At 68.3% G+C, this 24631-nt stretch carries 23 protein-coding genes; 7 read left to right on the forward strand and 16 right to left on the reverse strand.

Annotated elements, in window-relative coordinates; translation table 11 throughout:
- Positions 1-2 precede the first annotated feature (2 nt).
- Positions 3-1367 (reverse strand): ABC transporter substrate-binding protein, encoded by a 1365-nt coding sequence (locus tag RHM57_RS15200; RefSeq protein WP_134446745.1) that lies wholly within the window; start codon positions 1365-1367, stop codon positions 3-5.
- Positions 1368-1732: 365 nt separating this feature from the next.
- Between RHM57_RS15200 and RHM57_RS15205 the strand changes: the two genes are divergently transcribed.
- Positions 1733-2770: a LacI family DNA-binding transcriptional regulator gene (locus tag RHM57_RS15205; protein ID WP_134446743.1), complete on the forward strand. Its 1038-nt coding sequence runs from the start codon at positions 1733-1735 to the stop codon at positions 2768-2770.
- Here the strand turns inward: RHM57_RS15205 and RHM57_RS15210 are convergent.
- From RHM57_RS15210 to rplJ, 4 genes are all read right to left on the reverse strand, one after another.
- Positions 2767-4059, reverse strand: coding sequence for an MFS transporter (locus tag RHM57_RS15210; protein WP_134446741.1), 1293 nt, complete (start codon positions 4057-4059; stop codon positions 2767-2769). The genes RHM57_RS15205 and RHM57_RS15210 overlap by 4 nt on opposite strands.
- Positions 4056-4571, reverse strand: a complete 516-nt coding sequence (locus RHM57_RS15215; protein WP_134446739.1) for a MarR family winged helix-turn-helix transcriptional regulator — start codon at positions 4569-4571, stop codon at positions 4056-4058. Before RHM57_RS15215 ends, RHM57_RS15210 begins: the two co-directional genes overlap by 4 nt.
- Positions 4572-4755: 184 nt before the next feature.
- On the reverse strand, positions 4756-5139 hold the full coding sequence (gene rplL, locus RHM57_RS15220; protein WP_134446737.1) for a 50S ribosomal protein L7/L12: 384 nt from the start codon (positions 5137-5139) through the stop codon (positions 4756-4758).
- A gap of 44 nt (positions 5140-5183) precedes the next feature.
- On the reverse strand, positions 5184-5705 hold the full coding sequence (rplJ, locus tag RHM57_RS15225) for a 50S ribosomal protein L10 (RefSeq protein WP_134446735.1): 522 nt from the start codon (positions 5703-5705) through the stop codon (positions 5184-5186).
- 418 nt (positions 5706-6123) lie between these two features.
- Between rplJ and RHM57_RS15230 the strand changes: the two genes are divergently transcribed.
- Positions 6124-7890, forward strand: a complete 1767-nt coding sequence (locus tag RHM57_RS15230) for an MDR family MFS transporter (RefSeq protein WP_322189877.1) — start codon at positions 6124-6126, stop codon at positions 7888-7890.
- Positions 7891-7892: 2 nt separating this feature from the next.
- Complete coding sequence (locus RHM57_RS15235) at positions 7893-8381, forward strand: MarR family winged helix-turn-helix transcriptional regulator (RefSeq protein WP_134446733.1); 489 nt, start codon at positions 7893-7895, stop codon at positions 8379-8381.
- A gap of 18 nt (positions 8382-8399) precedes the next feature.
- On the opposite strand, the gene RHM57_RS15240 is transcribed toward RHM57_RS15235, so the two are convergent.
- Together RHM57_RS15240 and RHM57_RS15245 are read right to left on the reverse strand one after the other, a co-directional pair.
- Positions 8400-10100: a sensor histidine kinase gene (locus tag RHM57_RS15240; RefSeq protein ID WP_134446901.1), complete on the reverse strand. Its 1701-nt coding sequence runs from the start codon at positions 10098-10100 to the stop codon at positions 8400-8402.
- Positions 10100-10846 (reverse strand): response regulator transcription factor, encoded by a 747-nt coding sequence (locus RHM57_RS15245; RefSeq protein WP_134446731.1) that lies wholly within the window; start codon positions 10844-10846, stop codon positions 10100-10102. The genes RHM57_RS15240 and RHM57_RS15245 overlap by 1 nt, the downstream gene beginning before the upstream one ends.
- Positions 10847-11133: 287 nt before the next feature.
- Between RHM57_RS15245 and RHM57_RS15250 the strand changes: the two genes are divergently transcribed.
- Entirely contained in the window at positions 11134-11730 is a 597-nt protein-coding gene (locus tag RHM57_RS15250) for a YqaJ viral recombinase family protein (protein ID WP_370361370.1), read from the forward strand.
- Here RHM57_RS15250 and RHM57_RS15255 read toward each other — a convergent pair.
- From RHM57_RS15255 to RHM57_RS15275, 5 genes are all read right to left on the reverse strand, one after another.
- Positions 11690-12403: a signal peptidase I gene (locus RHM57_RS15255; protein ID WP_134558060.1), complete on the reverse strand. Its 714-nt coding sequence runs from the start codon at positions 12401-12403 to the stop codon at positions 11690-11692. The two genes, RHM57_RS15250 and RHM57_RS15255, sit on opposite strands and share 41 nt — an antisense overlap.
- Positions 12400-13203, reverse strand: a complete 804-nt coding sequence (locus tag RHM57_RS15260; RefSeq protein ID WP_134558061.1) for an LPXTG cell wall anchor domain-containing protein — start codon at positions 13201-13203, stop codon at positions 12400-12402. Before RHM57_RS15260 ends, RHM57_RS15255 begins: the two co-directional genes overlap by 4 nt.
- 1 nt (position 13204) lies before the next feature.
- A complete protein-coding gene (locus tag RHM57_RS15265; protein ID WP_322188532.1) occupies positions 13205-14524 on the reverse strand; it encodes an RICIN domain-containing protein in 1320 nt (439 codons plus the stop codon).
- A 3-nt stretch (positions 14525-14527) separates the two neighbouring features.
- Entirely contained in the window at positions 14528-15019 is a 492-nt protein-coding gene (locus RHM57_RS15270; protein WP_166788301.1) for a hypothetical protein, read from the reverse strand.
- 203 nt (positions 15020-15222) lie between these two features.
- Positions 15223-15786: an alternate-type signal peptide domain-containing protein gene (locus RHM57_RS15275; protein WP_134446719.1), complete on the reverse strand. Its 564-nt coding sequence runs from the start codon at positions 15784-15786 to the stop codon at positions 15223-15225.
- Positions 15787-16198: 412 nt separating this feature from the next.
- On the opposite strand from RHM57_RS15275, the gene RHM57_RS15280 reads away from it, so the two are divergent.
- Positions 16199-17206: an NADP-dependent oxidoreductase gene (locus tag RHM57_RS15280; RefSeq protein WP_322188534.1), complete on the forward strand. Its 1008-nt coding sequence runs from the start codon at positions 16199-16201 to the stop codon at positions 17204-17206.
- Complete coding sequence (locus RHM57_RS15285) at positions 17203-18618, forward strand: deoxyribodipyrimidine photo-lyase (protein WP_322188536.1); 1416 nt, start codon at positions 17203-17205, stop codon at positions 18616-18618. The genes RHM57_RS15280 and RHM57_RS15285 overlap by 4 nt, the downstream gene beginning before the upstream one ends.
- Before the next feature lie 9 nt (positions 18619-18627).
- On the opposite strand, the gene RHM57_RS15290 is transcribed toward RHM57_RS15285, so the two are convergent.
- The 3 genes from RHM57_RS15290 to aceA all read right to left on the reverse strand — a co-directional run bounded on the left by RHM57_RS15290 (position 18628) and on the right by aceA (position 22379).
- Positions 18628-19161, reverse strand: coding sequence for a GNAT family N-acetyltransferase (locus RHM57_RS15290; protein ID WP_322188538.1), 534 nt, complete (start codon positions 19159-19161; stop codon positions 18628-18630).
- A gap of 104 nt (positions 19162-19265) precedes the next feature.
- The gene (aceB, locus tag RHM57_RS15295) at positions 19266-20936 is read right to left on the reverse strand and encodes a malate synthase A (RefSeq protein ID WP_416173092.1); all 1671 of its coding nucleotides are present in this window, start codon (positions 20934-20936) and stop codon (positions 19266-19268) included.
- A gap of 111 nt (positions 20937-21047) precedes the next feature.
- Positions 21048-22379 (reverse strand): isocitrate lyase, encoded by a 1332-nt coding sequence (gene aceA / locus RHM57_RS15300; protein ID WP_134558065.1) that lies wholly within the window; start codon positions 22377-22379, stop codon positions 21048-21050.
- A gap of 141 nt (positions 22380-22520) precedes the next feature.
- Here aceA and RHM57_RS15305 point away from each other — a divergent pair, with 141 nt between their 5' ends.
- The gene (locus RHM57_RS15305) at positions 22521-24011 is read left to right on the forward strand and encodes a helix-turn-helix transcriptional regulator (RefSeq protein ID WP_134446713.1); all 1491 of its coding nucleotides are present in this window, start codon (positions 22521-22523) and stop codon (positions 24009-24011) included.
- Between the two features lie 129 nt (positions 24012-24140).
- Here RHM57_RS15305 and RHM57_RS15310 read toward each other — a convergent pair whose 3' ends face one another.
- Positions 24141-24599 (reverse strand): MarR family winged helix-turn-helix transcriptional regulator, encoded by a 459-nt coding sequence (locus RHM57_RS15310; protein WP_134446712.1) that lies wholly within the window; start codon positions 24597-24599, stop codon positions 24141-24143.
- Positions 24600-24631 lie beyond the last annotated feature (32 nt).

Below are 24631 nucleotides of genomic sequence, written 5' to 3' on the forward strand. Positions count from 1 at the left end.
AACTAGCTCTTCGGCCAGCTCGCCTCAATGGTGTCCGTGACCTTCTGGCTGCTGTCGCCGCTCAGCCAGGACACGATGCCCTTCCAGAACGAGTCGGTGCCGACGGCACCGGGCATCAGGTCGGAACCGTCGAAACGGAACACCGTCTTCGGGTCCTGCAGGATGGTGATGCTCTGCTTGAGCAGGTCGCTCGAGGCGTTCGCGGGGTCGAGGCCGGTGTTGGCGCTGATCACGCCGCCCTCCTTGACCCGGTTGTTCGCCCAGGTGTCACTGGACAGGTAGGTGAGCGTCGCGGTGATCGCGTCGCTCGTCTTGAAGGCTCCGACGAGCTCGCCGCCACCGGTGACCGCCTGGTCGCCGCCGGCCTTGACCGGGGGAAGCAGGAACGCGTAGACATCGCCCGTGGGGGAAACCGTCACCGCGGAGCCGTCCGCCTTCTTCCAGAAGCCCTCGTAGAACGAGGCCTGGTGGTGCAGGGAGCACTTACCGTCGAGGATCGGGAGGCCCGCGTCGCCGAACTGCGTGGAGATGATCGACGAGACATCGCCGAGACCACCGTTGACGTCGTCCGGGTTCTTGAGGATCGCACCGACGGAGTCGAACGCCTTCACGATGGCGGGGTCGTTGAACGGGATCTTGTGCGTGACCCACTTGTCGTAGGTGTCCGCGCCGGCCTGGCGAAGCACGTAGTCCTCGACCCAGTCGGTTCCCGGCCAGCCGGTTGCGTCACCTGATCCGACACCGGCACACCACGGCTTGTGGTCGCCGTCGGCCGCGATCTTCGCGGTGAGTGCGGTCAGTTCATCGAGGGTCTTCGGGATTTCGTAGCCCTTGGCCTTGAATTCCGCAGGCGAGTACCAGACGTAGCCCTTGACGCTCGCCATCAGCGGGGCGGCGTAGAAGGTGCCGTCAGCTGCGGTGCCGTAGCCCTTCCAGTCCTTCGACCACCACTTGTCGACGTTCGCCTCGACGGCGGCCGGCGCCTTCTTGAGGAAGCCGGCAGCAGCGAGCTTGTTGAAGAGGCCCGGCTGCGGGATGATGCCGATGTCGGGAGCGTTGCCACCCTCGGCGAGCACCGCGATCTGGGCTTCGAATTCCTTCGTGCCCTGGTAGGTGACCTTGATGCCCGTGCAGGACTGGAAGTCGGCCCAGGAATTGACGAGGCGATCGGCCTCGACGTCCTGGATGGTGCCACCGATCTTGACCTCGGGGCTGTCCTTGAACGTCCCGTAGGACGCGTAGTCGGCACAGTTGGACGACGACGAACTGGATGCGGCGATGTCGCCTGTGCATCCGGTCAGGGCGAGTCCGACCACGGCCGCGGTGGCCAGCGGCAGGTAGAGCCGGCGGTGCTGCTTCACGCTCATGCGTTTCTCCTCATTGAGTGATGCGGGTACGCGAGCTATGCGGTTCACGTACCGAAATGTGATGCGGGACTGTGTTGCGGGAATGTACTGCGGGAATCAAGAACTGCAATACGGGATCGTGCCGGGTATCCGATTCCCCTGCCTTCGTAAGTAAGGAACCGGTTCCACATCACAAACTACGGGAGGTCAGCGGGATTGGCAAGACAATCTTTGTCACGAAATCGCAAAGATTCCGGCGATGATCGCGCGACCACGCACACGCGGGCATTAAAAGTGTCACAGTTCAGCCTTTTCTGCTGGAACCGGTTCCAGTAACAGCGAAAGGAGCGCTACTCTTTCGTTACCGATCCAAAGGAGGACGAGTCGTGAGCGCAATCGCCGACGTGGCACGCCTCGCAGGCGTTGCAAAAGCGACGGCATCCCGCGCACTCAGCGGTCGCGGTTACGTTTCGGAGGCGACGCGGCTCCGGGTCGTCGCGGCCGCGAGGGAGATCGGCTACGTCGCCTCGCCGAACGCCGCGAGCCTCGTGACCGGGCGCACGAAGAACGTCGGCGTGATCATCCCGTTCATCAGCCGGTGGTTCTTCTCCGAGGTGCTCGAGAGCCTGGAACAGGCCCTGCTCGCAGAGGGCTACGACATGACGCTCTACAACCTCCCGGCAGCGTCCGCCGAACGCGACAGCGTCTTCGAGTACTTCCTCGCTCGCAAGCGGTTCGACGGGGTCATCTCTGTCGGCGTCGCCTTGAGCGAGGCGGAGGTCGATCGACTTCACCGCCTCGGGAGGCCGTTGATCGGCATCGGCGGGCCGATCAGGGACGTGCACACGATCGCGATCGACGATGTCGCGACAGCGCGGCTCGCGACCGAACACCTGCTCGGCCTCGGCCACGTCGACGTCGTGCACGTCGGCGGAGATCCGATCGACGAGATGGACTTCCGGGTGCACAGCCAGCGCCTGAGTGGCTTCTACTCCGCCATGCGCGACGCAGGCCGCTCGACGGACCGATGCTTCTACCCCTGCGAATTCAGCATGCCCGGCGGCTACGAGGTGGGGTTGTCCGTGCTCGGCGACCCGCGTACCCGTCCGACCGCGATCTTCGCCGCGAGCGACGAAATCGCCATCGGCGTCATCGTCGCGGCGCGGGAACTCGGCATCCAGGTGCCGGCCGAGCTGTCCGTGATCGGCATCGACGGGCATCCGTACGCGGACATGTTCCGCCTCACGACCCTGGAGCAGCATCCACGCAGGCAGGGACGCCTCGCCGTGAGCGCGCTCCTGACCGAACTCGCGCGCCCGACGGACGCGGACGCGAGGCTCGAGGAAGACGGATACCTCACGGTGCTGCCGACGAACCTCGTGATCCGGTCGAGCACGAGCGGCCCGCACCGGCCACGCAGTTAGCTGTCTCCGGCGCCGATCGCCTCTGCCTCTTCGAGCTCGTCCTCCATCGCACCGTCAGCACGGGCGAGGTGGCGGTGGCCGAGCACGAGAATCGCGACGGCCACGAGGACGGATGCCGCCCCGGCGTAGAACGGGACCGCCGGCCCGAAGAACTCCGCGAGCAGGGTTGCGGCAGGCGGCGCGATCGCCCCGCCGAGGAACCGCACGCCCGAATAGGCCGAGGACGCTACCGGGCGCGGCAGGTCGGTCGCCTCCATCACGGATTCGGTGAGCACGGTGTTGAGCACGCCGAGCAGCAGCCCGCCGACGATGACGCACGTGACGACACCGGTGGCCGAGCCGATCAGCACGCCCGCTGCCGCGAGGTCGAGGGCGAGCAGGGGCAGCACGAGCCAGAGCACCCGGCTGCGGCGCATCCGCCTGGTCAGGAGCGGGGCGACCCAGACCGAGGTGACGGCGAGCGAGATGCCCCAGCCGAAGAAGACCAGGCCGAGGGTGATCGCACTGCCCAGGCCGAGCGGCACGAGCGCGAACGGCGTGTACGCGAGCAGCACGAAGAAGCCGATGTTGTAGAACAGGGCCGCGCTCGCGAGGATGCCGAGCCCCGGCCGGGCGAGCGCCCGGAAGGGTGCTGACAGCCGGATCGGCGCGGGCTTCTGCGGCTCCTTCTTCAGCATCACGATGATCGCCACGAAGCCGATCGCCATCAGCGCCGCACTGCCGAAGAAGGGCCCTCGCCAGCTGATGCTGCCGAGCAGCCCGCCGATGAGCGGGCCGATCGCGATGCCGAGCCCGAGGGCCGCCTCGTAGAGGATGATCGCCGAGGACGTGCCTCCGGATGCCGCGCCGACGATGGTCGCGAGCGCGGTCGAGATGAAGAGGGCGTTGCCGAGGCCCCAGCCGGCGCGGAAGCCGATGATGGTCTCGACGTTCTGCGACAGGCCGGCGGCGAGCGCGAACACGATGATGAGCGCGAGGCCGATCAGCAGGGTGCGCTTGGCGCCGATCCTGCTCGACAGCCAGCTCGTGAAGAACATCGCGATCCCGGTGATCACGAGGTAGCTCGTGAAGAGCATCTCGGTCTGGGTCGGGCTCGCGGCGAGGTCGCGGGCGATCGCAGGCAGGATCGGGTCGACGAGGCCGATGCCCATGAACGCGATCACGCACGCGAAGGCGACGGCCCAGACCGCGGTCGGCTGGTGCAGGATGCTGCCGGCGCCTTCCCGTCGTCCGTGCACGTCGGTTGCGGCAGGGGTTCCGTGTTCCGCCAGCGCGGTCACGCGGCTCATGCGCGGGCTCCGGCCGGACGGCCAGGCTCAGACGCAGGCACACGTGCCGCAGTGACGGCCGCGGTGGGCACCCGCTCCACGGGCACCTCGCTGCCGTCGAGGCGTTCGCGCAGGATGTCGACGGCGTTGCGGATCGTGGCGAGCTCGGCATCCGCCAGCCCGTCGAACATCGGCAGGAGGGCTTCGGCGAGTTCGCTGCGCCAGGCGGAGAGCGCTGCGTCGCCGGCAGCAGTGATCACGGTGCTCGTGACGCGGGCGTCGAGCGGGTCGGCGAGACGGGCGGCCCAGCCGCGTCCGACGAGGTGTGCGACGAGCTTGGTCGCGGTCGGCTGCGAGATGCGGCTGCGGGCGGCGATCTCGCCGAGGCGGATCGGGCCGAGCTGGCGGAGCACGCTCAGGGTGCGCCAGACGGCCGGCGACTCCCGGCTGTCCGCGGCGTGGGCGGCGACCCGGGTGAGCCGGTGGTTCACGGTGATCAGGTCACCGAGGAGTGCGGGAAGGTCAGAAGGCATTCCCCCACTGTACATAGCTTGGCTATCTATGTCCATAGCCCGGCTATGGACATCGGCCCGCGCCCGGGTCCGGTCGGGTTAAACAGCAGAGGGCGCCGCATCCAGTGGATGCGACGCCCTCGGCGTGTTGCGAATCGAACGGCTGACGCCTGTCGACCTCGAGTGAACCCCCTGGGGGGCCCGACTACTTGAGGGTGACGGTGGCGCCGGCGGCCTCGAGGGAAGCCTTGCCCTTTTCGGCGGCTTCCTTCGTGACGCCCTCGAGGACGGCCTTCGGCGCGCCATCGACAACGGCCTTGGCCTCGCCGAGGCCCAGGCTGGTGAGCTCGCGCACAACCTTGATGACCTGGATCTTCTTGTCGCCAACGGACTCGAGGATGACGTCGAAGGCGCTCTGCTCTTCGACCTCTTCAACGGCGGCGGCGGGGCCAGCGGCACCGGCGACGGCGACGGGGGCTGCTGCGGTGACCTCGAAGGTCTCCTCGAACGCCTTGACGAACTCGGAAAGCTCGATGAGGGTCAGGCCCTTGAACTGTTCGAGCAATTCTTCGGTGGAAAGCTTTGCCATGATTATTCTCCCTATAGTTTCTTAGTTACTCACCGCTAGCAGGCCTATGCCTGGTTCGCGGACTCCTGCTTCTCACGCAGTGCTTCGATGGTGCGAACAGCCTTCGAAAGCGGTGCGTTGAACAGATATGCGGCTCCGAACAGCGAGGCCTTGAACGCGCCGGCCAGCTTGGCCAGCAGCACTTCACGGGACTCGAGGTCGGCGAGCTTGCCTACCTCTTCGGCAGTGAGCGGGCTACCGTCGAAGTAACCACCCTTCACTACCAGGAGAGGGTTTGCCTTGGTAAAGGCACGCAGGGTCTTCGCGACGGCGACGGGGTCTCCGTGCACGAAGGCGATGGCGGACGGGCCGGCGAGTTCGTCGTCAAACGACGTGATGCCGGCGTTGTTGGCCGCAATCTTGGTGAGCGTGTTCTTTACCACGGCGTACGTGGCGTCCGCACTGATGGAAACGCGCAGCGTCTTGAGCTGCGCAACAGTGAGACCGCGGTACTCGGTGAGCAGAACGGCGGTCGAGCTCTGGAATTTCTCCGTCAGCTCGGCGACCGTTGCTTCCTTGTTCGCCATGGCGCTCCTCTTGGTTTCATGTGCCGGTAGCCCGGGGCGCAGACATGAAAAAAGCCCCAGCGCAAGCGCCGGAGCTGAGCAGTCCTTGCGAACTGAAACTGAACTTCGATTCCTGCGCGGGCTGTTCACATGAGTGAACCTTCGGTCACTGTCCATTACTGGGCAGCGACAACCGGCGGTCTTTGGCTTCGTTCACTGTAACGGATGCCGCTGGCGGGCGCAAATCGCGGCATCCGCCCCTCAGCCCGTGAGCGGAACGGCATAGGTAGTTGACCTGAGTCCACTATCGAGATATAGTTGATGCTTGTCAATTACACGCCCCAGGAGTTTCATGTCTCGCGTTTCATCCGTTCGTACCGCTCCACCGCAGAACCCGCAGGACCGGCAGCCCCTCCCCCACCGCGACTCGGACACGCCGATGTCGAAGCGGCAGGTACTCGAGGCCCTCTCCGGCCTGCTGATGGGCATGTTCGTCTCGATCCTCGCCGGGACCGTCGTCAGCACGTCGCTGCCGCTCATCCTCTCCGACCTGCACGGTGACCAGTCCGCATACACCTGGGTCGTCACGGCGACCCTGCTCGCGACGACCGTGAGCACGCCGATCTGGGGCAAGTTCGCCGACCTCTTCGACCGCAAGCTGCTCATCCAGCTCTCCCTCGTGGTGTTCGTCCTCGGTTCCGCACTCGCGGGCTTCTCGCAGAACACCGGCACCCTGATCAGCTTCCGGGTGCTGCAGGGCCTCGGCGCCGGCGGCCTCGCCGCGCTCAGCCAGATCATCATGGCCGACATCATCAGCCCCCGTGACCGCGGCCGCTATGCCGGTCTCTTCGGCGCGGTCCTCGCCCTCGGCACCGTGGGCGGTCCGCTCCTCGGCGGTGTCGTGACGGACGCCTTCGGCTGGCGCTGGAACTTCTTTATCGCACTGCCCGTCGCGATCCTCGCGATCATCCTGCTGCAGCGCACCCTGCACCTCCCGGCCAGGGTCAAGCGGGTCGTCAAGATCGACTACCTCGGCGCGATCCTCATCACTGCGGGCATGTCGCTCCTGATGATCTGGGTGACCATCGCCGGCACCCAGTTCGAGTGGGCATCCGTGCCCTCGTTCCTGATGGTCGGCGGCGCTGTCGTGCTGCTCGTCGCCGCGGTGTTCGTGGAGTTCGTGGAGTTCACGGTCAGCGAGCCGATCATCCCGCTCACACTGTTCAAGAACCGCACCTTCACCCTCGCGGTGATCGCGAGCATCTCGGTCGGCGTGTCCATGTTCGGCACCTCCGTCTTCCTCAGCCAGTACATGCAGCTCGCCCGGGGAGCCACGCCGACCCAGTCCGGCCTGCTGACCATCCCGATGATGGGCGGCTACCTGATCTGTTCGGTCACGTTCGGCACCCTGATCAGCCGCACGGGCAAGTGGAAGGCGATCATGGTCTCGGGCGGAGCGCTCGTGATCGTCGGCTTGCTGTTCCTCGGGACCCTCGACTACCGGACCGATCTCGTGCTCGTCGGCGTCTACATGTTCGTGCTCGGCTCCGGCCTCGGCATGCTGATGCAGAACCTCGTGCTCGTCGTGCAGAACTCGATCGAGGTCAGGCACCTCGGCGTCGCCACGAGCAGCGTCACCTTCTTCCGCAGCCTCGGTGGAACGATCGGCGTCTCGGTGCTCGGCTCCGTGCTCGGCACGGCGGTCGCGCAGCACATCACCGACGGCGTCGGCGCGCTCAGCGCCGCCGACAAGATGGCCGCGGCGAGCGCGCTCGGCTCCGGCGCCATCCCGCGCATCGCGGACCTCCCGGCCGCGGTGCGCACCCTCGTCGAATCCGCGTACGGGTCCGGCGTCGGCACGGTCTTCCTTCTCGGCATCCCGCTCGCCGTGATCACCCTCGTGATGGTCACCCTGCTGCCGAACGCGTCCCTCGGCCGGAAGACGGGCATTGCCAGGGCCCGCGAAGGTTCCGGGGACGGCACGTCGGCCGGGCACACCGGCGTGACTGCCGCGGAGCGCGCCGCAGAGGACAAAGCCGGGCGCGCTGCCGAGCGCGAAACCGAGGTCGAGGAGATGGAAGACATCCTGATCGAGGTGAGCGCGGCATCCGCCGGCCTCGCCCCCGCCGGGCTCAACAACCCGACCGGGGTGATTCACCTGCCGCGAGACGACCAGCCCGGCGCGCACAGAGTCAGTAGTCTGTGACCATGATCCAGGGGACTCCGACAGCGTCCACGCACACCGACGAGCGGGAGGACGCACCGGGCGCTGAGTCGGCGACGGCGATCGCCGAGGTCGAGGAGCAGCTGAGCGTGCTCGCCGGGTTGATCCGGGCGAGCATGCGGGATGCCGCGCTCTTCATCGACGCGTCGCTGCAGCCGTTCGCGTTCAAGCTCCTGCGCCACATCGAGCGCTACGGGCCGACGCACTCGAGCGCGGTCGCCGCTGCGCTCTACGTGGACAAGAGCGTGATCAGCCGCCAGGCGAAGCAGCTCTGCGAACTCGGTCTCGTGCGCACGGAAGTCGACCCGGACGACGGCCGCGCCCGGTTCCTCGCCGTCACCGACCTGGCACGGGCCAAACTCGACGCCGTACGGAACGGTGAGACCGCGATCGTGCACAAGCGCCTGAGCGATTGGCCGACGGACGACCTGCACCAGCTCGCCACGCTCCTCGCCCAGCTCAACACCCCGTAGCCCGCGCCACGCCGCGGGTCAGGCGAGCGGGAGCGACACCCGGAACTCGGTGCGGCCCGGCCGGCTCGACACCGTGACCTCTCCCTGGTGCGCGGTCACGACAGCCTGGACGATGGCGAGGCCGAGTCCGGTACTTCCGGTTCCGCGGAACCGCGAGCTGTCGCCGCGGGCGAAACGCTCGAAAAGGGTCGTCTGCAGGTTCGCCGGGATGCCGGGGCCGTCATCCGTCACGGTCACGATCGCACGGCCGTCCTGCTCGGACAGCGCGACCTCGACGGTCGTGTCCGGCGGGGTGTGGATGCGCGCGTTCGCGAGCAGGTTGGTGAAGACCTGGTGCAACCGGGGCGTGTCGCCAATGGCCTGGATCGGCTCATCGGGAAGCTCGAGGTTGAGCACCCGGTCTCGGCCGGCCGCGTGCGCATCGCTGACGACGTCGACGAGCAGGCTCGTGAGGTCGACGGTGCCGTGTTCGAGTTCGCGGCCCTCGTCGAGGCGGGCGAGCAACAGAAGGTCCTCGACGAGCCCGGTCATCCGAACCGACTCGGATTCGATCCGGCTGAGGGCATGCAGGGCGTCCGGCGGCAGCTCCTGGCCGGAGCGCCGGGTGAGCTCGGAGTAACCGCGGATCGAGGCGAGGGGCGTGCGGAGCTCGTGACTCGCATCCGCGACGAACTGCCGTACCTTGTTCTCGCTCGCCTGCCGGGTCTCGAGGGCGAGGTCGACGTGGTCGAGCATGCGGTTGAGCGCGGAGCCGACCTGGCCGACCTCGGTGCGGGGGTCGGTGTCCGCGGCGGGGACCCGGTCGACGAGGCTGACCTCGCCGCGGTCGAGCGGGAGTTCCGAGACGCGGGCGGCCGTTGCCGTGACGCGCTGCAGCGGGCGAAGTGCGAGGCGCACGATCCACATCGCGAGGATCGCGACGACGATGATGCCGACGAGGGAGACGACGCCGATGATCATGGCGAGCTGCGTCGCGGTGCCGTCGACCGTGCTGAGCGGGAGGCCGACGATCGAGAGGGTGCCGGTGCGGCTCGAACTTGCGAGGATCCGGTAGTTACCGACATCGCCGCCGAGGTCGACGGTGACGGGCTGCGCGGTACCGGTCTGGCTCGCGAGGATATCGGCCTTCTGCACGAGGAGGTCGACCTGGTGGGCCGTGAGTGCGACGATCGTGCCGGTGTCGTCGGTGTAGCCGGCTGTGAGGGTGGAATCGTAGAAGACGAGGGCGAGAGTGCCCGGCTGGCCGGGGCCGTTGAGGATGACGCTCGCGGAGGGCACGAACACCGGCAGCGCGGCGCCGAGGTCGTTGTCGCGGCGGCCCTCGAGCATCGAGTGCGACCGTTCGGCGGCGGAGCTCACCTGCTGGTCGAGGCCCGCGAGCAGGTTGGCGCGCAGCACGGTGACGCTCACGACACCGATCGAGATGCTCACGAGGGCGAGCAGGCCGACGACGGCGAGCACGAGCCGGCGGCGCAGGGTCCAGGGGGCGCGTCCGGGTCGCAGCCAGAGCGGACGCCGCAGCCACCGCGGGCGGCCGACCCACTGCGGTCGACGTGACGGATGCTGCGGGCCGGGTCGTGCGGGCGAGCCGGCCGGGTCGAACGGGTCAGTCCGGTCGGCAACGTCGGCCACGTCAGCCACGCCAGCCGCGTCAGCCGCGTGGGTCGGGTCAGCCGCGTCAGCCGGGTCGAGCGAATCCGGCCGGTCGGTCGGCGTCATCACGCGGTTTTCAGCATGTACCCCGCACCGCGCACGGTGTGGATCATCGGCTCGCGTCCCGCATCGATCTTCTTGCGCAGGTACGAAATGTAGATCTCGACGACGGAGGACTTGCCGCCGAAGTCATAGCTCCAGACCCGGTCGAGGATCTGGGCCTTGCTCAGCACGCGGCGTGGGTTGCGCATCAGGAAACGGAGCAGTTCGAATTCGGTCGCGGTGAGCTCGATGGCGTCGCCGGCCCGGGAGACTTCGTAGCTGTCCTCGTCGAGGGTGAGGTCACCGACCGAGATGCGCGGGTCGACGGAGTCCGACACGGCCAGGGTCGAGCGGCGGATCAGGCCGCGCAGCCGGGCGACGACCTCTTCGAGGCTGAACGGCTTGGTGACGTAGTCATCGCCGCCCGCGGTGAGGCCGGCGATGCGGTCGTCGAGGGAATCCTTCGCGGTCAGAAAGAGAACGGGAGTCTCATAGCCGTCGGCGCGCACGCGCTGCAGCACCTGGAGGCCGTCGATGTCGGGAAGCATGATGTCGAGCACGATCGCATCCGGCCGGAACTCGCGGGCGATGGTCAGCGCCTGGCGTCCCTCGCCTGCGGTGCGCACCTCCCAGCCCTCGTAACGGAGGGCCATCGAGAGCAAATCCGTGAGCGTGGGTTCGTCGTCGACGACGAGCACTCGAATGGGGCTTCCGTCGGCCTTGTGGAGACGCGGCCCGCGGGTCGAGTGGTCTGTTTCACGTGTGCTCATAGATCTCAGTATCGCGAGCTTTCTATGAAAAGCCTATGCGGGGACCTTGGCGCTCCTGTGAATGGGGTTCGCGCCCGCTCTGCCCCTCCCCTGCCGCCCCATCGTTCGCACCCCGCGCCCAACCAATTCGACGGATCGGTTGGGCGGGAACGGCGGTCGCGGCTGGCACAATGGGGAGGGTGACCGATACCCTGCTCCCGCTTTTTGAGCCGGCAGGGTCACTCACGGTCTCCTCGGCAGCCGCAGCATCCGTCGCCGCCGTCACCGCAGCAGTCGCTGCGCCGGCGATCGCCCCGCACCTGCTGCGCATCGTCGCCGACTCAACGGACTGGGCGGCCTGGATGCGCGCCCGCAACCAGGGCATCACGGCCACGGATGTCGCCAAGCTCGCCACTCCCAAATCGGTGCAGAACGCGGCCAACGACAAGATGAACGGCAGCAACTTCGGCGGCAACACCTACACCGACCACGGTCGCGCCCGCGAGCCCGTGATCGCGTCCTGGGTACTCGACAACTACGGCATCGAACCGAGCACGACCCTGTTCCATGCCGCCGGCCACCGCCGCCACCTCGCGACCCCCGACGGCGTGGGCACGGATGCCCGGACGCTCGAACTCTCGGAGATCAAGACGACGAACAAGGCGTGGCGCAGCATCCCGCGCTCCTATATGCGGCAGGTCTGGTGGCAGCAGTACGTACTCGGCGCCGATCGCACGCTGCTGGTCTGGGAGCAGCACCGGGACTTCGTGCCGATCCGGTCGCAGCCGGAATGCCGCTGGATCGAACGCGACGAGGACCAGATCGCGATCCTGGTCGGTTACGCGAACCAGTTGATCGACGTGCTCAACGCAATGGCGACCCGGGCGCAGCAGGCTCGGGCGTAGACGCGATCCTCGCGGCCCCGGCGGCCACGGCGGCGGCCGCGCGGCGGCGCTTGCGCAGCGCGGACACGGCGCCGCTCGCGAACATGTATCCCATGTAGGCGAACAGCAGCCCGGCGACGATGGGCACGATCCAGCTGCGGCTCTGGCCGTTGACGGCGTTGTTGACCCAGCCGACCCACGGCACGGAGTACCAGAGGCGCCCCTGGATCTGTACCGGAAGCACCTGGTCTGCATCGGCGACGCTGTTGTTGTCTCCCTTGAAGGTGAAGGTGCGTCCGCCTTCGGAGCTCGAGCTGATCGCGGTGACCCGGTGGGTGATGACGCCCGGCTCCCCCGAGCGGATCTGGTATGTGACGACGTCGCCGATGCGGATCTCGTCCGGGGTGACCGGGCGCACGATGATGAGCGTTCCGGGCGGCAGGGTGGGTTCCATCGAACTGGTCAGCACGGTGAGCGGGGTCGACCCCGTGACCTTGGGGACCACGATCAGCAGCAGCGCGAGGGCGACCACGAGGAGCAGGATCGCTCCGCTGACCGCGAGCCCGAGGTAGTGCAGCAGGCTCTTGTCGGGCGGGTCGACGGGCGCAGGGGCCTCGTTCGCGGCCGCACCGGGCACGGATGCCGCGGGTGCCGGCGAGTGTTCCGGTGCAGACTGAAGCTGGGTGCTGGTCATTCGCGGTCCTCCTCAGGGCGGCGACGGCGGGCGAGCAGGAGAAAGATGCCGATCCCGAGCAACAGGCCGCCGACGACCAGCACGGGTGCGGGCGGTTCGACGCCGGTGTGCGCGAGGATTCCGCTGCCGACGACTGCCGGGTACGCCGTCGGAGTCGTGGCGGTCGGGGTCAACGGCGTCGGCGGAGCGCCGGGAAATGCCGGCACGACCGTTCCCGGATCGTCACACGGAGACGCCGCGAACGGGCCGGCAACGGCATCCCGCATCGCCACGAGCAAGCCCAGGCTCGCGCTCGCTCCCTGGTCGACAGTGCCGGAGACATCCGCCATGGTGAACGTGACGACGAGTTTCATCGTGCCGCCTGCCGCGATCGGCTGCGAGGGCACGACGATCGCGCAGCTATCGAGCCTGCGGAGGGTGCGGGTGAGGGTGTCGCCGGTTCCGGAGTTCCACGCGGCGAGAGTGATGTGATCGGCGTATCCGCCGGACGGGAGCAGCACGTCGTGCGCGCTCACCCGCACCTCGGCTGGCGCGGCGGTCGGGTTGCGCACCCAGAGGGCGGCCTGCTGGCTGCCGCGCGGGACGAGCAGGCCGAGGCCGTCGAAGAGGCCGGCGTTGAGCGTCGTCGCGAACGTCACGCCATCGGTGCTGAGGAGCAGGTCGACGGGGGCGATCGGAGTGGCGCCAGCCGAGGCGCTTGCCGGCGCTGCGACGCCCGAAACGGCGAGTGACATGGCGAGCGCAGCGATTCCGAGGGCGGATGCCGCGACCCGGCGACCCCGGATCGGGTTCGGGCGCATGTCAGCCCACCCACGTCATGGTGAAGGTCTGGCTGGCCAGCCCGAGAACACCGCACGGCTGTTGCTCCAGCTGGATGTTGTTCGTTGCGGTGGTCTGCCCGCTGACGTCGAGACACTGGCCGCTGTCGTTCACGAAGCGGTAGGTACCGCTTCCAACAGCCCCGACGGCCGTGATGCGCCAGCTCTGGTTCGAGGTCCCGGCATTCTGGAGTTGTGCGGCGAGGCCGGCGGCGGCGCCCCTGCCGGTATCCCAGAAGAGCTGAGGGGCGTACTTCGCCTTCACCGCAGACACACCGGCAGGGTTCGAGAAGTTCCAGGACTGGTTGTCGAAACCGGTCGACTTGCAGCCGAAGCTGATCATCGCAGTTCCGGCCGCCGTCGACTGGTTCTCGCCGTCGATGCAGAGTCCGGTCGTCGCATTCTTGACCTTGTACCAGGCCCCGGAATTGGGGCCGGCGGTCGCGATGACTGCAGCTGTGGACAGGGGCGAGGCATCGCCGGCCGCATCGAGGGCCCTGACCGTGTAGCTGTACGCCGTGCCGACGTCGAGCCCGGTGTCGGTGTAGGTCACCGTGGGCGCCGTCGTCGTCCCGATCAGGGTCCCGTTGCGGAAGACCTGGTAGGTGATGATGGCTGCTGTGTCGGCGGGTTTGGCCCAGGTCAGGGTCGCCGTGTGGTCCGTCGTGGTTGCAGTGGGCGCGCCGGGTGTCAGGGTGTTCGCGACCGCCTGGGTCGCGTAGATGGCGAGCGGGGCGATCGCCCAGTTGCCGACGCTCGAGGTGAGGGTGACGGTCGGCACTGCGGAGATACCGACGAGTGCGAAGCGTTGCGCCTGCGTGATCGTGCTGCGCACGCAGAAGTATGCGGACGTTCCCACGGCGAGCGCGGTCGCGCCGCTGCCGGAGAAGGTCAGTGCCGAGGTCCAGTGCTGGCCGGTGGGACTGGTAGAGGTCGCCCCGGTCGAGCAGGACGCCGCCGAGGCGACGGGCCAGGTCTGCAGGTCGACGCCGGTCGCGAGTGTCGTCGCGGGAGCCGTCAGCGTCAGCGTGTACGGCGCAGGGATGTTCCCCTTGTTCGTAACGGTCACGACCTTGGTGACCGACAGCGTGCTCGAGTCATACAGGACGGCGAGCGTGTCGAAACCGGTCTGCGTGACGGCCAGGCTGCCGGCCGTGACGGACGCGATTGCGGTCACCCCCGGCGCGGTCCAGCTCGCCTGGGCGACGCTCGTGCCTGCCAGGGTAAGGAAGAGGGTGAACGCGAGCGCCAGCATCCGTTTGGGCGAACGGATGCGAGGAGCGCGGCGCTGCACGGTGGACATGGCTCAGGCCTGGATTCCGTCGATGACGATGCCGAAGTTCGCGGCGGAGAGGCCCTGGGTCGTGGCAGGGGCGGACAGCGGCAGGGTGACGGAGACGCAGAGGGTGGTGGACCCGCCGACGGGGAGGGTCTTGCCCAGACTCGTGACGACCGGGGTGGTGTTGAGGACTGCGGTCCAGGTCGGGGCAGGCACGACCGGGCAGGTACCGACGAAGAGGCCGATGCTCAGGGACGCCGAGAGGGTCGTCGCCGGAACCGGCGGAGTGAATCCGGCGATCCGGAGTGCGAGCGGAACGTTACCGACGTTGGTGACGGTGACCGGGGCACTGACCGTGACGCCGGGGTAGAGCACGCTGGTCGGCAGGGTGAGAGTGGACACGGTCAGGGTCGCGGTGCCGGATTTGATGGTCGTGGCCGCAGACACCGGGGCACTCGCATTGAGGTATGCGTATGAGCCACCAGCGCCGAGGACCGCAAGGCAGATCGCGGCCGCCACAGAGACCGCGGTCGAGACGATGGTCCGAAAAGAGGGGACACGCGTCGCGGCTCGCAGGCCTTTTCGAAGGACTGACTGGATCCGAACCATGCGGGAAGACGTTTGGAGGGGAAACATGTGCACCCCAATTCATCGACCAACAGTGTTTCTGAGGCTAGGAAGCCGGTGCGTCTGGCCGAGACCAGACGCACCGGCGGGACCGACTAGATCTGGGTCAGGAGGACCGAGAAGTTGCTGAGATTTACGGAACCGCCCTGGGCGGAGTTGTCGACGGAGGTGCCGAATGGCCAGGTGATGGTCGCTGTGACCGTCACGGTTGTCGCTCCCTTGACGACCGAGTATCCACCGGTAACGGCGGTCAAGTTGGCGGTGAGGGCGGCGCTGCTGCTCAGTGCCGTCGCCAGCTTCGTGTCGAATGTGCTCGACGACGTCGCAGTGATCGCGGCCCCACTCAGGGACAGCGTCGCCTTCAGGTTGTCGCCTGTGGCTGAAATGTTGAGCACCTTGGTGTAGGTGAGAACATCACCGGGGACTGCCTTGTATGCCGCGATGCTCGTGATCGGGACCGGCGCGTTCGTTCCCACCGTGCTCGTCCAGGTTCCGGGCGCGGCGGGCGTCGGCTCGGTAACGGACAAGGTGCCGGCCGCGATCGTCGCAGCGCCACCAGCGGTCACCGTCGAGTTCCACGAGGCGAAGGTGCCCGCACCGCCGAGGAGGAGCGCCACGCCGACCGCGCCAGCGAGGGAGCCTTTGAGAAGCTTGTTCATGATGGATCCTTTTCGACGCCGCGACGGGCATCAGGGTAGTTGCAGGCCGAGATTCGGCCGACCAATGTGGGAAGGACAGTTCGTTCGTTGCCCGGGTGGGAAGGATCGCGCCACTTCGGGTGCGGCGCGAAACTCCACTCGGGCAACGGGTCACCGAATACAGGCCAAAGCCACGCCGGTCACCCGGTGGAGCTCGACTCGAACGGTCCCCCTAAATGAGGACTTCGGTCCCCCTTTATGTGGACAGACTACGACGGCGCGACAGGGCAAATCCAGACCTCCAAGCCCCCAAGGTGAGGCACATCCGTCGTTTTCGCACCCCCAGATCGAGTCACGTAGCTAACCGAATCCGGCCGGTGGCCGACGGTTTCTCAGGCTGTCCACCCGGTGCCCGCCGGGAGACAATGGACTCATGGGAAATGCAACGAACGTGCCCCCGACCATGCGTGCCCTCGTCATCGACCGCACCGGCGCGGCCGGGGAATTACACCTGGACACCGTGCCGACGCCGATCCCCGTACTCGACGAGCTCATCGTGCGGGTCGTCGCCGCGGGCGTCAACCCGATCGACGCGAAGACCCGGGCCGGCTCTGGCGTGGCGGCGGCAATCCCGGCATTCCCCGCCGTGCTCGGCTACGACTTCAGCGGAATCGTGGTGAGCTCGCCGTACGAGGCCTTCCCTCTGCAGCCCGGTGACGAGGTCTACGGCATGACCCGCTTCCCCCGCACGACGGGCAGCTACGCCGAGTACGTCGCCGTCTCGAGCATGAGCGTCGCCCGCAAACCGTCGACGCTGAGCCACATCGAAGCCGCCGCCGTGCCTGTCGCTGCGCTGACCGCGTGGGAAATGGTCGTCGACATCGCCGAGGTGACCCCGGGCGAGCGGATGCTGATCCACGCCGGCAGCGGCGGCGTCGGCCACTTCGCGGTCCAGATCGCCAAGGCCTTCGGCGCGTACGTGATCACGACCGGCTCGCCCCGCAACGCCGAGTTCCTGCGCCAGCTCGGCGCCGACGAGGTCATCGACTACACGAGCATCTGCTTCGACGAGGTGCTCGCCGACGTCGACTCCGTGATCGACCTGATCGGCAATGTGCACGACGACACCGGCACGCGGTCGCTCCGCATCCTCCGGCCCGACGGGGTGCTCGTCAATGCGCCGAGCGGCAGCTGGCCGACCCTGCAGGCGGACGCCGAGGCCGCCGGCGTGCGGGCAACCGGATTCAAGGTCGCTGCCGACGCGGATGCCCTGGACTGGATCACGAAGATGATCGACGACGGCGCGGTGCGGCCCAACATCGACCACGTCTTCGAACTCGCGGAAGGCCCGGCCGCTCACGGCCTGATCGAAGAGGGCCACACCCGCGGCAAGATCGTGCTCCGCATCTCCGATGTCGGAGTCTCGGGAACGGGCGCGTGAGCCCAGCCTCGGGCACCGGGCCGACGATCGTCTGGTTCCGCGACGACCTCCGCCTCGCCGACAACCCGGCACTGCACGCGGCCGTCGAACGCGGGCTGCCGATTGTCGCGGTCTACGTGCTCGACGAGGACTCCCCGGGTGTCCGGCCGCTCGGCGGGGCGTCCTGCTGGTGGCTGCACGGCAGCCTCCATGCGCTTGGCGAATCACTGAAGGCACTCGGCGGGAGCCTGCTGCTCCGGCGCGGACCGGCGGCCGATGTGATCGGCACGCTTGCGGCATCCACGGGAGCCGGGGCCGTGTTCTGGAACCGCCGTTACGGGGCTGCGGAGCGCGCGGTCGATACCGCGATCAAGGCCGGGCTGCACGCCGACGGCGTCGAGGCCCGGAGCTTCGCCGGTTCGCTGCTGTTCGAGCCGTGGACGATCCGCACGGGACAGGGCAACCCGTACTCGGTGTTCACGCCGTTCTGGCGGGCGTGCGTCGCCGGGCCGCCCCCGCGCGAGCCATACCCGGCGCCGGAATCGATCGACGACGGGTCGGGAACACTGCCCTCTGACCGGCTCGAGGACTGGGGCCTCCTGCCCACCCGCCCGGACTGGGCCGCCGGGCTCCGTGCCGCCTGGCAGCCGGGCGAGGCTTTCGCCGCCGAGGCGCTCGACACGTTCCTGCGTGAGTCGCTCGCGCGCTACGCAGACGAACGGGACGCCCCCGCCCAGGCCGCGACAAGCCGCCTGTCGCCGCGGCTTCGCTGGGGCGAAGTGAGCCCGTTCCAGGTCTGGCACGCCACCCAGCGGGTGCTCCGCGGGGCGGATGCCGCCACCGCGTCGAGCGCGCAGCGGTTCCTCACCGAACTCGGCTGGCGGGAGTTCAGCTATCACGTGCTCTTCCACGCGCCCGAGCTCGCGACCGAGAATCTCAAGCGCGAGTTCGACCGCTTCCCGTGGCCCCCGCTCGATGATCGCGTACTCGAGGCGTGGCAACAGGGCCGCACCGGCATTCCGCTCGTCGATGCCGGGATGCGCGAACTGTGGCAGACCGGGAGTATGCACAACCGGGTACGCATGGTCACCGCTTCATTCCTCACCAAGAATCTATTGGTGGACTGGCGCGTGGGCGAGCGCTGGTTCTGGGACACCCTCGTCGATGCCGACGGCGCGAGCAACCCGTTCGGCTGGCAGTGGGTCGCCGGATCGGGCGCGGACGCTGCACCCTACTTCCGGGTGTTCAACCCCGAACTGCAGGCGGCGCGGTTCGACCCGCACGGGGAGTACATCCGCGAGTACGTGCCCGAAATCGGCACGGATGCCTACCCCGCTCCGCTCGTCGACCTCGGCGAGACCCGGCGCGCGGCTCTGGCCGCCTACGAGTACGTCAAGGCCGCGAAGGCGCCCGCCCCGGTTCCCTCGGCCTGAGCCGCCGGGTCAGAGGGCGCGTTCGAGGACGAAGTCGTCCTCGTACCGGTCGCCGACCAGGAAGTGCTTGGTGCCGACCCGCGCGAAGCCGTGCTTCCCGTAGAAACGGATGGCCCGGGCATTCTCCTGGTTCACCCCGAGCCAGGCGCCCCGCGCGCCGCGATCCCGCGCGGCGTCGAGTGTCGCCGTCATGAGCGCTGCGGCCACTCCGCGCCCGTGGCTTTCGGCGCGCAGGTAACACTTGCTGAGCTCGACGGTCGGGCGGATGCCGATGGCCGCGAGCACCTCAGGGTCACCGGGCTCGCCGAAGATCAGCATGGTGTAGCCGAGGGGAAGACCGGTCTCCGGGTCTTCGGCGAGGAACAGCATCCGCCCGCGGTCGGCGAGGTAGGCGTCGAAGTTCGACTCTGAGAGAACGTCGCGCACGAAGGCCGCGATCGCCTCGTGGGTCGTGTGCGGAGGGCACGCGAGCGCGAAGGTCGCTGCCGCGAGTTCGGCGAGCACCCCGGCATCCGCCGCCCCCGCCGTTCGTATCGATATCACGTCCCCACCATACCGACCCCGCCGGCCCGCGAAAGCGGGTGAAACGTCGCTAACCAGCGGTCAGAACGACGATTCACCCGCTTTCGCGGAGGGGGGACGGACCGCTACAGGTAGCGGGCGTATGCGCCGACGGTGAGGAAGGTCGGGAACTCGGGCTCGAGCGCCGAGGTGCGGAAGACCGACAACGCGTCGTCGAAGCGGTCACCGGGAGTGCGGGGCAGGCCGGCGAACACCTCGGCGACGAGGCCGTCCACCCACGGTCCGTCGATGCGCACGCCCTCGGCGGTGACCGAGTTGTCGTGGATCCACTGCCACACCTGCGAGCGGGAGATCTCCGCGGTCGCGGCGTCCTCCATCAGGTTGTCGATCGCCGCGGCCCCCACACCGCGCAGCCAGGACTCGATGTAACGCAGCCCGATCGTGATGTTGTCGCGCACGCCGGCGGTGGTGATCTGCCCGCCGACGGATGCGACGTCGAGCAGTTCCGCGGCGGTCACGCTGACGTCGTCGCGGGTACGGTCGAGCTGGTTCGGCCGGTCGCCGAGCACCGCATCGAACTCGGCCTGTGCGGTCGGGATCAGGTCGGGGTGGGCGACCCAGGTGCCGTCGAAACCGTCGCCGGCTTCGCGCTTCTTGTCCGCAGCGACCTGCTCGAGCGCCCGTTCCGTGACAAGCGGATCGCGCCGGTTCGGGATGAAGGCGCTCATGCCGCCGATGGCATACGCGCCGCGGTCGTGGCAGGTCGAGACGAGCAGCTCGGTGTACGCGCGCATGAACGGCACGGTCATCGTGATCTGCTTGCGGTCGGGGAAGACGAACCGGCGCCCGCGGGCGCGGAAGGTCTTGATGATGCTGAAGATGTAGTCCCAGCGGCCGGCGTTGAGGCCCGCGCAGTGGTCGCGGAGTTCGTAGAGGATCTCCTCCATCTCGAAGGCGGCCTGGATCGTCTCGATCAGCACGGTCGCGCGGATCGTGCCGTACGGCAGGCCGAGCGCGTCCTCGGAGTGGCTGAAGATGTCGTCCCAGAGCCGGGCCTCGAGGTGGCTCTCCAGCTTCGGCAGGTAGAAGTACGGTCCGCTGCCGCCCTCGATCAGGCGCTGGGCGTTGTGGAAGAAGTACAGGCCGAAGTCGACGAGGCTGCCGGAGGCGCTCATCGTGCGGTTCGCCCGGTCGACGAAGCTGATGTTCTTCTCGACGAGGTGCCAGCCGCGCGGGCGCATCACGATCGTCGGGGTCGCGCCGGTCGCGTCTCCCGTGACGGTGTACTCCTTGCCCTCTGCGCTCGTGAAGTCGAGCTGCCCGCGGACGGTGTCGAACAGGGTGATCTGGCCCTCGATGACGTTGGCCCAGGTGGGACTCGTTGCGTCCTCCTGGTCGGCGAGCCAGACCTTGGCACCGGAGTTGAGCGCGTTGATGGCCATCTTCCGGTCTGTCGGGCCGGTGATCTCGACGCGGCGGTCTTCGAGGCCGGGGCCCGCGCCGGCGACGCGCCAGCTCGGGTCGCGACGGATGTGCGCCGTTTCGGTGAGGAAGCCTGGGTCGCGCCCGTTGGCGGCGTCAACGCGCTTCCGCAGCCTGGTCGCGAGCAGGTCGTGGCGGGTGCCCGCGAAGCGGTCGTGCAGCTCCGAGACGAAGTCGAGCGCAGCGGGCGTGAGGATCTCGTCGTAGCGGGCACCGAGGTCTCCGGTGACCTCGAGGTGCGGCTGGATCATGGCGAAGCTGCCGGTGTTCGTGGTCGGGGCGACCGTGTCGGTCGTCGCCAGGGGGGAATTCATGGGGTTTCTCCTTCTGGAGGGTGAGGTCGAGGTGTTCGGGGCGGTGAGCGGATGCGGCCGGCCGGGTGGCCGCATCCGCTCGGGGTGAGACGGGTCAGGGCGTAAATCGGGTTAGAACTGCTCGGCCTCTGTGGAACCGACGAGGGCGAGCGTCGCGCTGTTGGGGTTGAGCGCGGTGGCGATCTTGTCGAAGTAGCCGGTGCCGACCTCCCGCTGGTGGCGGGTGGCGGTGTAGCCGTCTGCCTCGGAGGCGAATTCGGCCTCCTGGAGTTCGACGTATGCGCTCATCTGGCGTTCGGAGTAGTCCTTGGCCAGGGTGAACATCGAGTGGTTGAGGGCGTGGAAGCCGGCGAGGGTGATGAACTGGAAGGCGTAGCCTGCCTTCGCGAGCTCGCGCTGGAACGCCTCGATCTGGGCATCGTCGAGGTGCGACTTCCAGTTGAACGAGGGCGAGCAGTTGTATGCGAGCTTCTTGCCGGGGAACTGCGCGTGGATCTCGGCGGCGAAGCGCTGCGCGAGCTCGAGGTCGGGCTCCGAGCTCTCGACCCAGAGCAGGTCGGCGTACGGCGCGTATGCGAGACCGCGGGCGATGACGACGTCGATGCCGTTCTGGGTGTCGTAGAAGCCCTCCGCGGTGCGCCCGCCGGTGAGGAACTCCTGGTCGCGCTCGTCGATGTCGCTCGTGATGAGCGTGGCGGCGAGGGAGTCGGTGCGCGCGATGATGATCGTCGGCACGCCGGCGACATCCGCTGCGAGACGGGCGGCGTTCAGGGTGCGGATGTGCTGGCCGGTCGGGACGAGGACCTTGCCGCCCATGTGGCCGCACTTCTTCTCGCTCGCGAGCTGGTCTTCCCAGTGCACGCCGGCCGCTCCGGCCTCGATCATCGACTGCATGAGCTCGTAGGCGTTGAGCGGGCCGCCGAAGCCGGCCTCGGCGTCGGCGACGATCGGCGCGAGCCAGTCGATGCCGGTGCCGGTTCCGCCGTTCGCGGCTGCTTCGCTCGACTCGATCTGGTCGGCGCGGAGCAGCGCGTTGTTGATGCGGCGCACGACCGAGGGGACGGAGTTCGCGGGGTAGAGCGACTGGTCGGGGTAGGTCTGGCCGGAGAGGTTGGCGTCGGCGGCGACCTGCCATCCGGAGAGGTAGATCGCCTTGAGGCCGGCGCGCACCTGCTGCACGGCCTGGTTGCCGGTGAGGGCGCCGAGGGCGCGCACCCACTCGGGGTTCTCCGCCGTGCCGTTCTGGTGGATGAGTTTCCAGAGGTTCTCGGCGCCGCGGCGGGCGAGAGTGCGGTCCTCGCGGACAGAGCCGCGAAGGCTGATGACATCCTCCGCGGTGTAGTCGCGGCGGATACCGTTCCAGCGTGCGTCGGCCGCCCACTCGAGGGCGAGTTCGGCGGCGGTCTGGGTCTGGTCGCCGGGGCGGGCTGCGTTCTCGGTCATGCTGTCTCCTTGGGTTTGCGTCATTGCTTGCCTGTGACACCTACTCTGCGGTGGTTGAGCGACCCGAACCCCTCCTGGAATGACAGAAGAAATGAAGTTCTTCTGCTTGCGTGAAGTTCTGCACCGTGTGAACATGGTGCGATGATCACCGCCGATCCCTCCCTGCGCACCGCCCTGTCCCAGCCGGAACCCGACGAGCACGGGATCGACGCCCTGACTCTCGGCCGGCGCATCCGTGAACTGCGGGGTTCCCGCAGGATGACCCTCGACACCCTCGCCGCCGCCGTCGGGCGGGCGCCGTCGCAGGTGTCGATGATCGAGAACGGCAAACGCGAGCCGCGCCTGTCGATGCTGCGCACGATCGCGACCGCGCTCGGCACGACCGTCGACGAGCTGCTCAAGACGGAGGCGCCCTCGGAGCGTGCCGCCCTCGAGATCGCCGTGGAACGGGCCCAGCGGGGGCCGGTCTTCACCGCCCTCGGGCTGCCGCACATCCGGATTGGCCGGTCAACGAGCGATGAGGCGCTGCAGACGATCCTCACCCTGCACCACGAGATCGAGCGCCTGCACCGGGAGCGGGCGGCGACGCCGGAGGAGGCGCGGCGGGCCAACGCCGAACTGCGCGGCATCATGCGCGCGCGGGACAACTATTTCCCCGAGCTCGAGGCCCAGGCGGCCGGGCTGCTGGGCGCGGTCGGCCACCGGGGCGGGCCGGTGCCGCAGCGGGTCGTCGCCGACATGGCCGCGCACCTCGGCTATTCCCTGCACTACGTCGCGGACCTGCCGCACTCGACGCGATCGGTCACCGACAAGCGCAACGGCCGTATCTACCTGCCGATCGAGCAGAGCGCATCCCGGGACACTCGCTCGCCGATCCTCCAGGCCTTCGCGAGCGCACTCTGCGGGCACGAGGAGCCGACAAGTTATGCGGAATTTCTCCGGCAGCGGGTCGAGACCAACTACCTGACGGCGGCGATCCTGCTGCCGGAGGACGACGCCGTGAAACTTCTGACCGAGGCCAAGGCGCAGCGCAACATCTCGATGGAGGATCTCCGCGACGCCTTCGCGGTGTCCTACGAGACGGCCGCGCACCGGTTCACGAACCTCGCGACGGCCCGGCTCGGCATCCCGGTGCACTTCATGAAGGTGCACGAGTCCGGCACGATCATCAAGGCATACGAGAACGACTCAGTGCGGTTCCCGAGCGACGCCCTCGGCGCCGTCGAAGGGACGACGGTCTGCCGCAGCTGGACCGCCCGCACGGTCTTCGACGTCGCCGACCGGTTCAGCCCCTGGTACCAGTACACCGACACCCCGTCCGGCACCTTCTGGTGCACCTCCCGCATCGCGAAGGCGAAGGAGGGTGAGTACTCGGTGAGCGTCGGCGTGCCGTTCTCGGAGACGAAGTGGTTCCTCGGCCGCGAGACGAACAACCGGGCCGTCTCCCGTTGCCCGGACGAGAGCTGCTGCCGCAGCGCCCCCGACGAACTCGCCGAGCGCTGGGCGGGCCAGGCCTGGCCGGCCGCGCGTACCCCGACGAGCCTGCTCGCCGCCCTCCCGACCGGCACCTTCCCCGGCGTCGACCAGACCGAGGTCTACCAGTTCCTGGAATCCCACTCCCCCAGCCTCTGAGTCCCACCCCCTGAGCGGATGCCGCTGCACACCGAAGCGGGTGCCGATCGTCCTGCAGATCTCCACCCCGGCCCGGACGTTCCTTGGAATTCCGGGGTCGGGCATCCGGTCTTCCGGAATCTGCAGGAGCTATGCCACGGGGACGGTGTCGGGGACGCGGTGCAGGGCCTCGACGAGCGGGGCCAGTTCGGGTTTTGCCTCGGCCTCGGCGAGGGCTGTCGCGAGTGTGTCGTCGTAGAGGGGGCGGACATCCGCGAGCAGGGCCTGGCCGGTCGCGGTGAGCTCGGTGTAGATTCCGCGGCGGTCGTCGGCGCAGAGGATGCGGGTGAGCAGGCCGCGATCCTCGAGCCGGTTGACGAGCCGGGTCGTTGCGCTGCTGCTGAGCGCGGTCGCGCCGGCGAGCTGCTGCATCCGCATGTGCCAGCCGTGCTGGCGACTGAGCGCGTCGAGCACCGTGAACTCGATCACGGAGAGCTCGGCACCGCCCTGGAGCGCGCGCTCGAGGGCCGCCTCGATGAGGCCGTGCAGCGCGGCGAGCGTGCGCCAGCCCTGGGCGCGGATCTCGACGGCGTCGTCTTCGATGCCCATGGTCCACTCCGATTTCCGTCGACCTCGTCGAC

Source organism: Cryobacterium sp. 10S3 (genome assembly GCF_034344045.1).
GTDB classification, from domain to species: domain Bacteria; phylum Actinomycetota; class Actinomycetes; order Actinomycetales; family Microbacteriaceae; genus Cryobacterium; species Cryobacterium glucosi.

What these genes read in the sequence shown, in the direction of transcription:
- RHM57_RS15305 (WP_134446713.1), top strand. Translation starts at nt 22,521, where the DNA reads ATGATCACCGCCGATCCCTCCCTGCGCACCGCCCTGTCCCAGCCGGAA.
- RHM57_RS15245 (WP_134446731.1), bottom strand. Translation starts at nt 10,846, where the DNA reads ATGAGCACACGTGAAACAGACCACTCGACCCGCGGGCCGCGTCTCCAC.
- aceB (WP_416173092.1), bottom strand. Translation starts at nt 20,936, where the DNA reads ATGAATTCCCCCCTGGCGACGACCGACACGGTCGCCCCGACCACGAAC.
- RHM57_RS15230 (WP_322189877.1), top strand. Translation starts at nt 6,124, where the DNA reads ATGTCGAAGCGGCAGGTACTCGAGGCCCTCTCCGGCCTGCTGATGGGC.
- RHM57_RS15235 (WP_134446733.1), top strand. Translation starts at nt 7,893, where the DNA reads ATGATCCAGGGGACTCCGACAGCGTCCACGCACACCGACGAGCGGGAG.
- RHM57_RS15255 (WP_134558060.1), bottom strand. Translation starts at nt 12,403, where the DNA reads ATGACCAGCACCCAGCTTCAGTCTGCACCGGAACACTCGCCGGCACCC.
- RHM57_RS15210 (WP_134446741.1), bottom strand. Translation starts at nt 4,059, where the DNA reads ATGAGCCGCGTGACCGCGCTGGCGGAACACGGAACCCCTGCCGCAACC.
- aceA (WP_134558065.1), bottom strand. Translation starts at nt 22,379, where the DNA reads ATGACCGAGAACGCAGCCCGCCCCGGCGACCAGACCCAGACCGCCGCC.
- RHM57_RS15275 (WP_134446719.1), bottom strand. Translation starts at nt 15,786, where the DNA reads ATGAACAAGCTTCTCAAAGGCTCCCTCGCTGGCGCGGTCGGCGTGGCG.
- rplJ (WP_134446735.1), bottom strand. Translation starts at nt 5,705, where the DNA reads ATGGCGAACAAGGAAGCAACGGTCGCCGAGCTGACGGAGAAATTCCAG.
- RHM57_RS15215 (WP_134446739.1), bottom strand. Translation starts at nt 4,571, where the DNA reads ATGCCTTCTGACCTTCCCGCACTCCTCGGTGACCTGATCACCGTGAAC.
- RHM57_RS15310 (WP_134446712.1), bottom strand. Translation starts at nt 24,599, where the DNA reads ATGGGCATCGAAGACGACGCCGTCGAGATCCGCGCCCAGGGCTGGCGC.
- RHM57_RS15240 (WP_134446901.1), bottom strand. Translation starts at nt 10,100, where the DNA reads ATGACGCCGACCGACCGGCCGGATTCGCTCGACCCGGCTGACGCGGCT.
- RHM57_RS15265 (WP_322188532.1), bottom strand. Translation starts at nt 14,524, where the DNA reads ATGTCCACCGTGCAGCGCCGCGCTCCTCGCATCCGTTCGCCCAAACGG.
- RHM57_RS15200 (WP_134446745.1), bottom strand. Translation starts at nt 1,367, where the DNA reads ATGAGCGTGAAGCAGCACCGCCGGCTCTACCTGCCGCTGGCCACCGCG.
- rplL (WP_134446737.1), bottom strand. Translation starts at nt 5,139, where the DNA reads ATGGCAAAGCTTTCCACCGAAGAATTGCTCGAACAGTTCAAGGGCCTG.
- RHM57_RS15280 (WP_322188534.1), top strand. Translation starts at nt 16,199, where the DNA reads ATGGGAAATGCAACGAACGTGCCCCCGACCATGCGTGCCCTCGTCATC.
- RHM57_RS15260 (WP_134558061.1), bottom strand. Translation starts at nt 13,203, where the DNA reads ATGCGCCCGAACCCGATCCGGGGTCGCCGGGTCGCGGCATCCGCCCTC.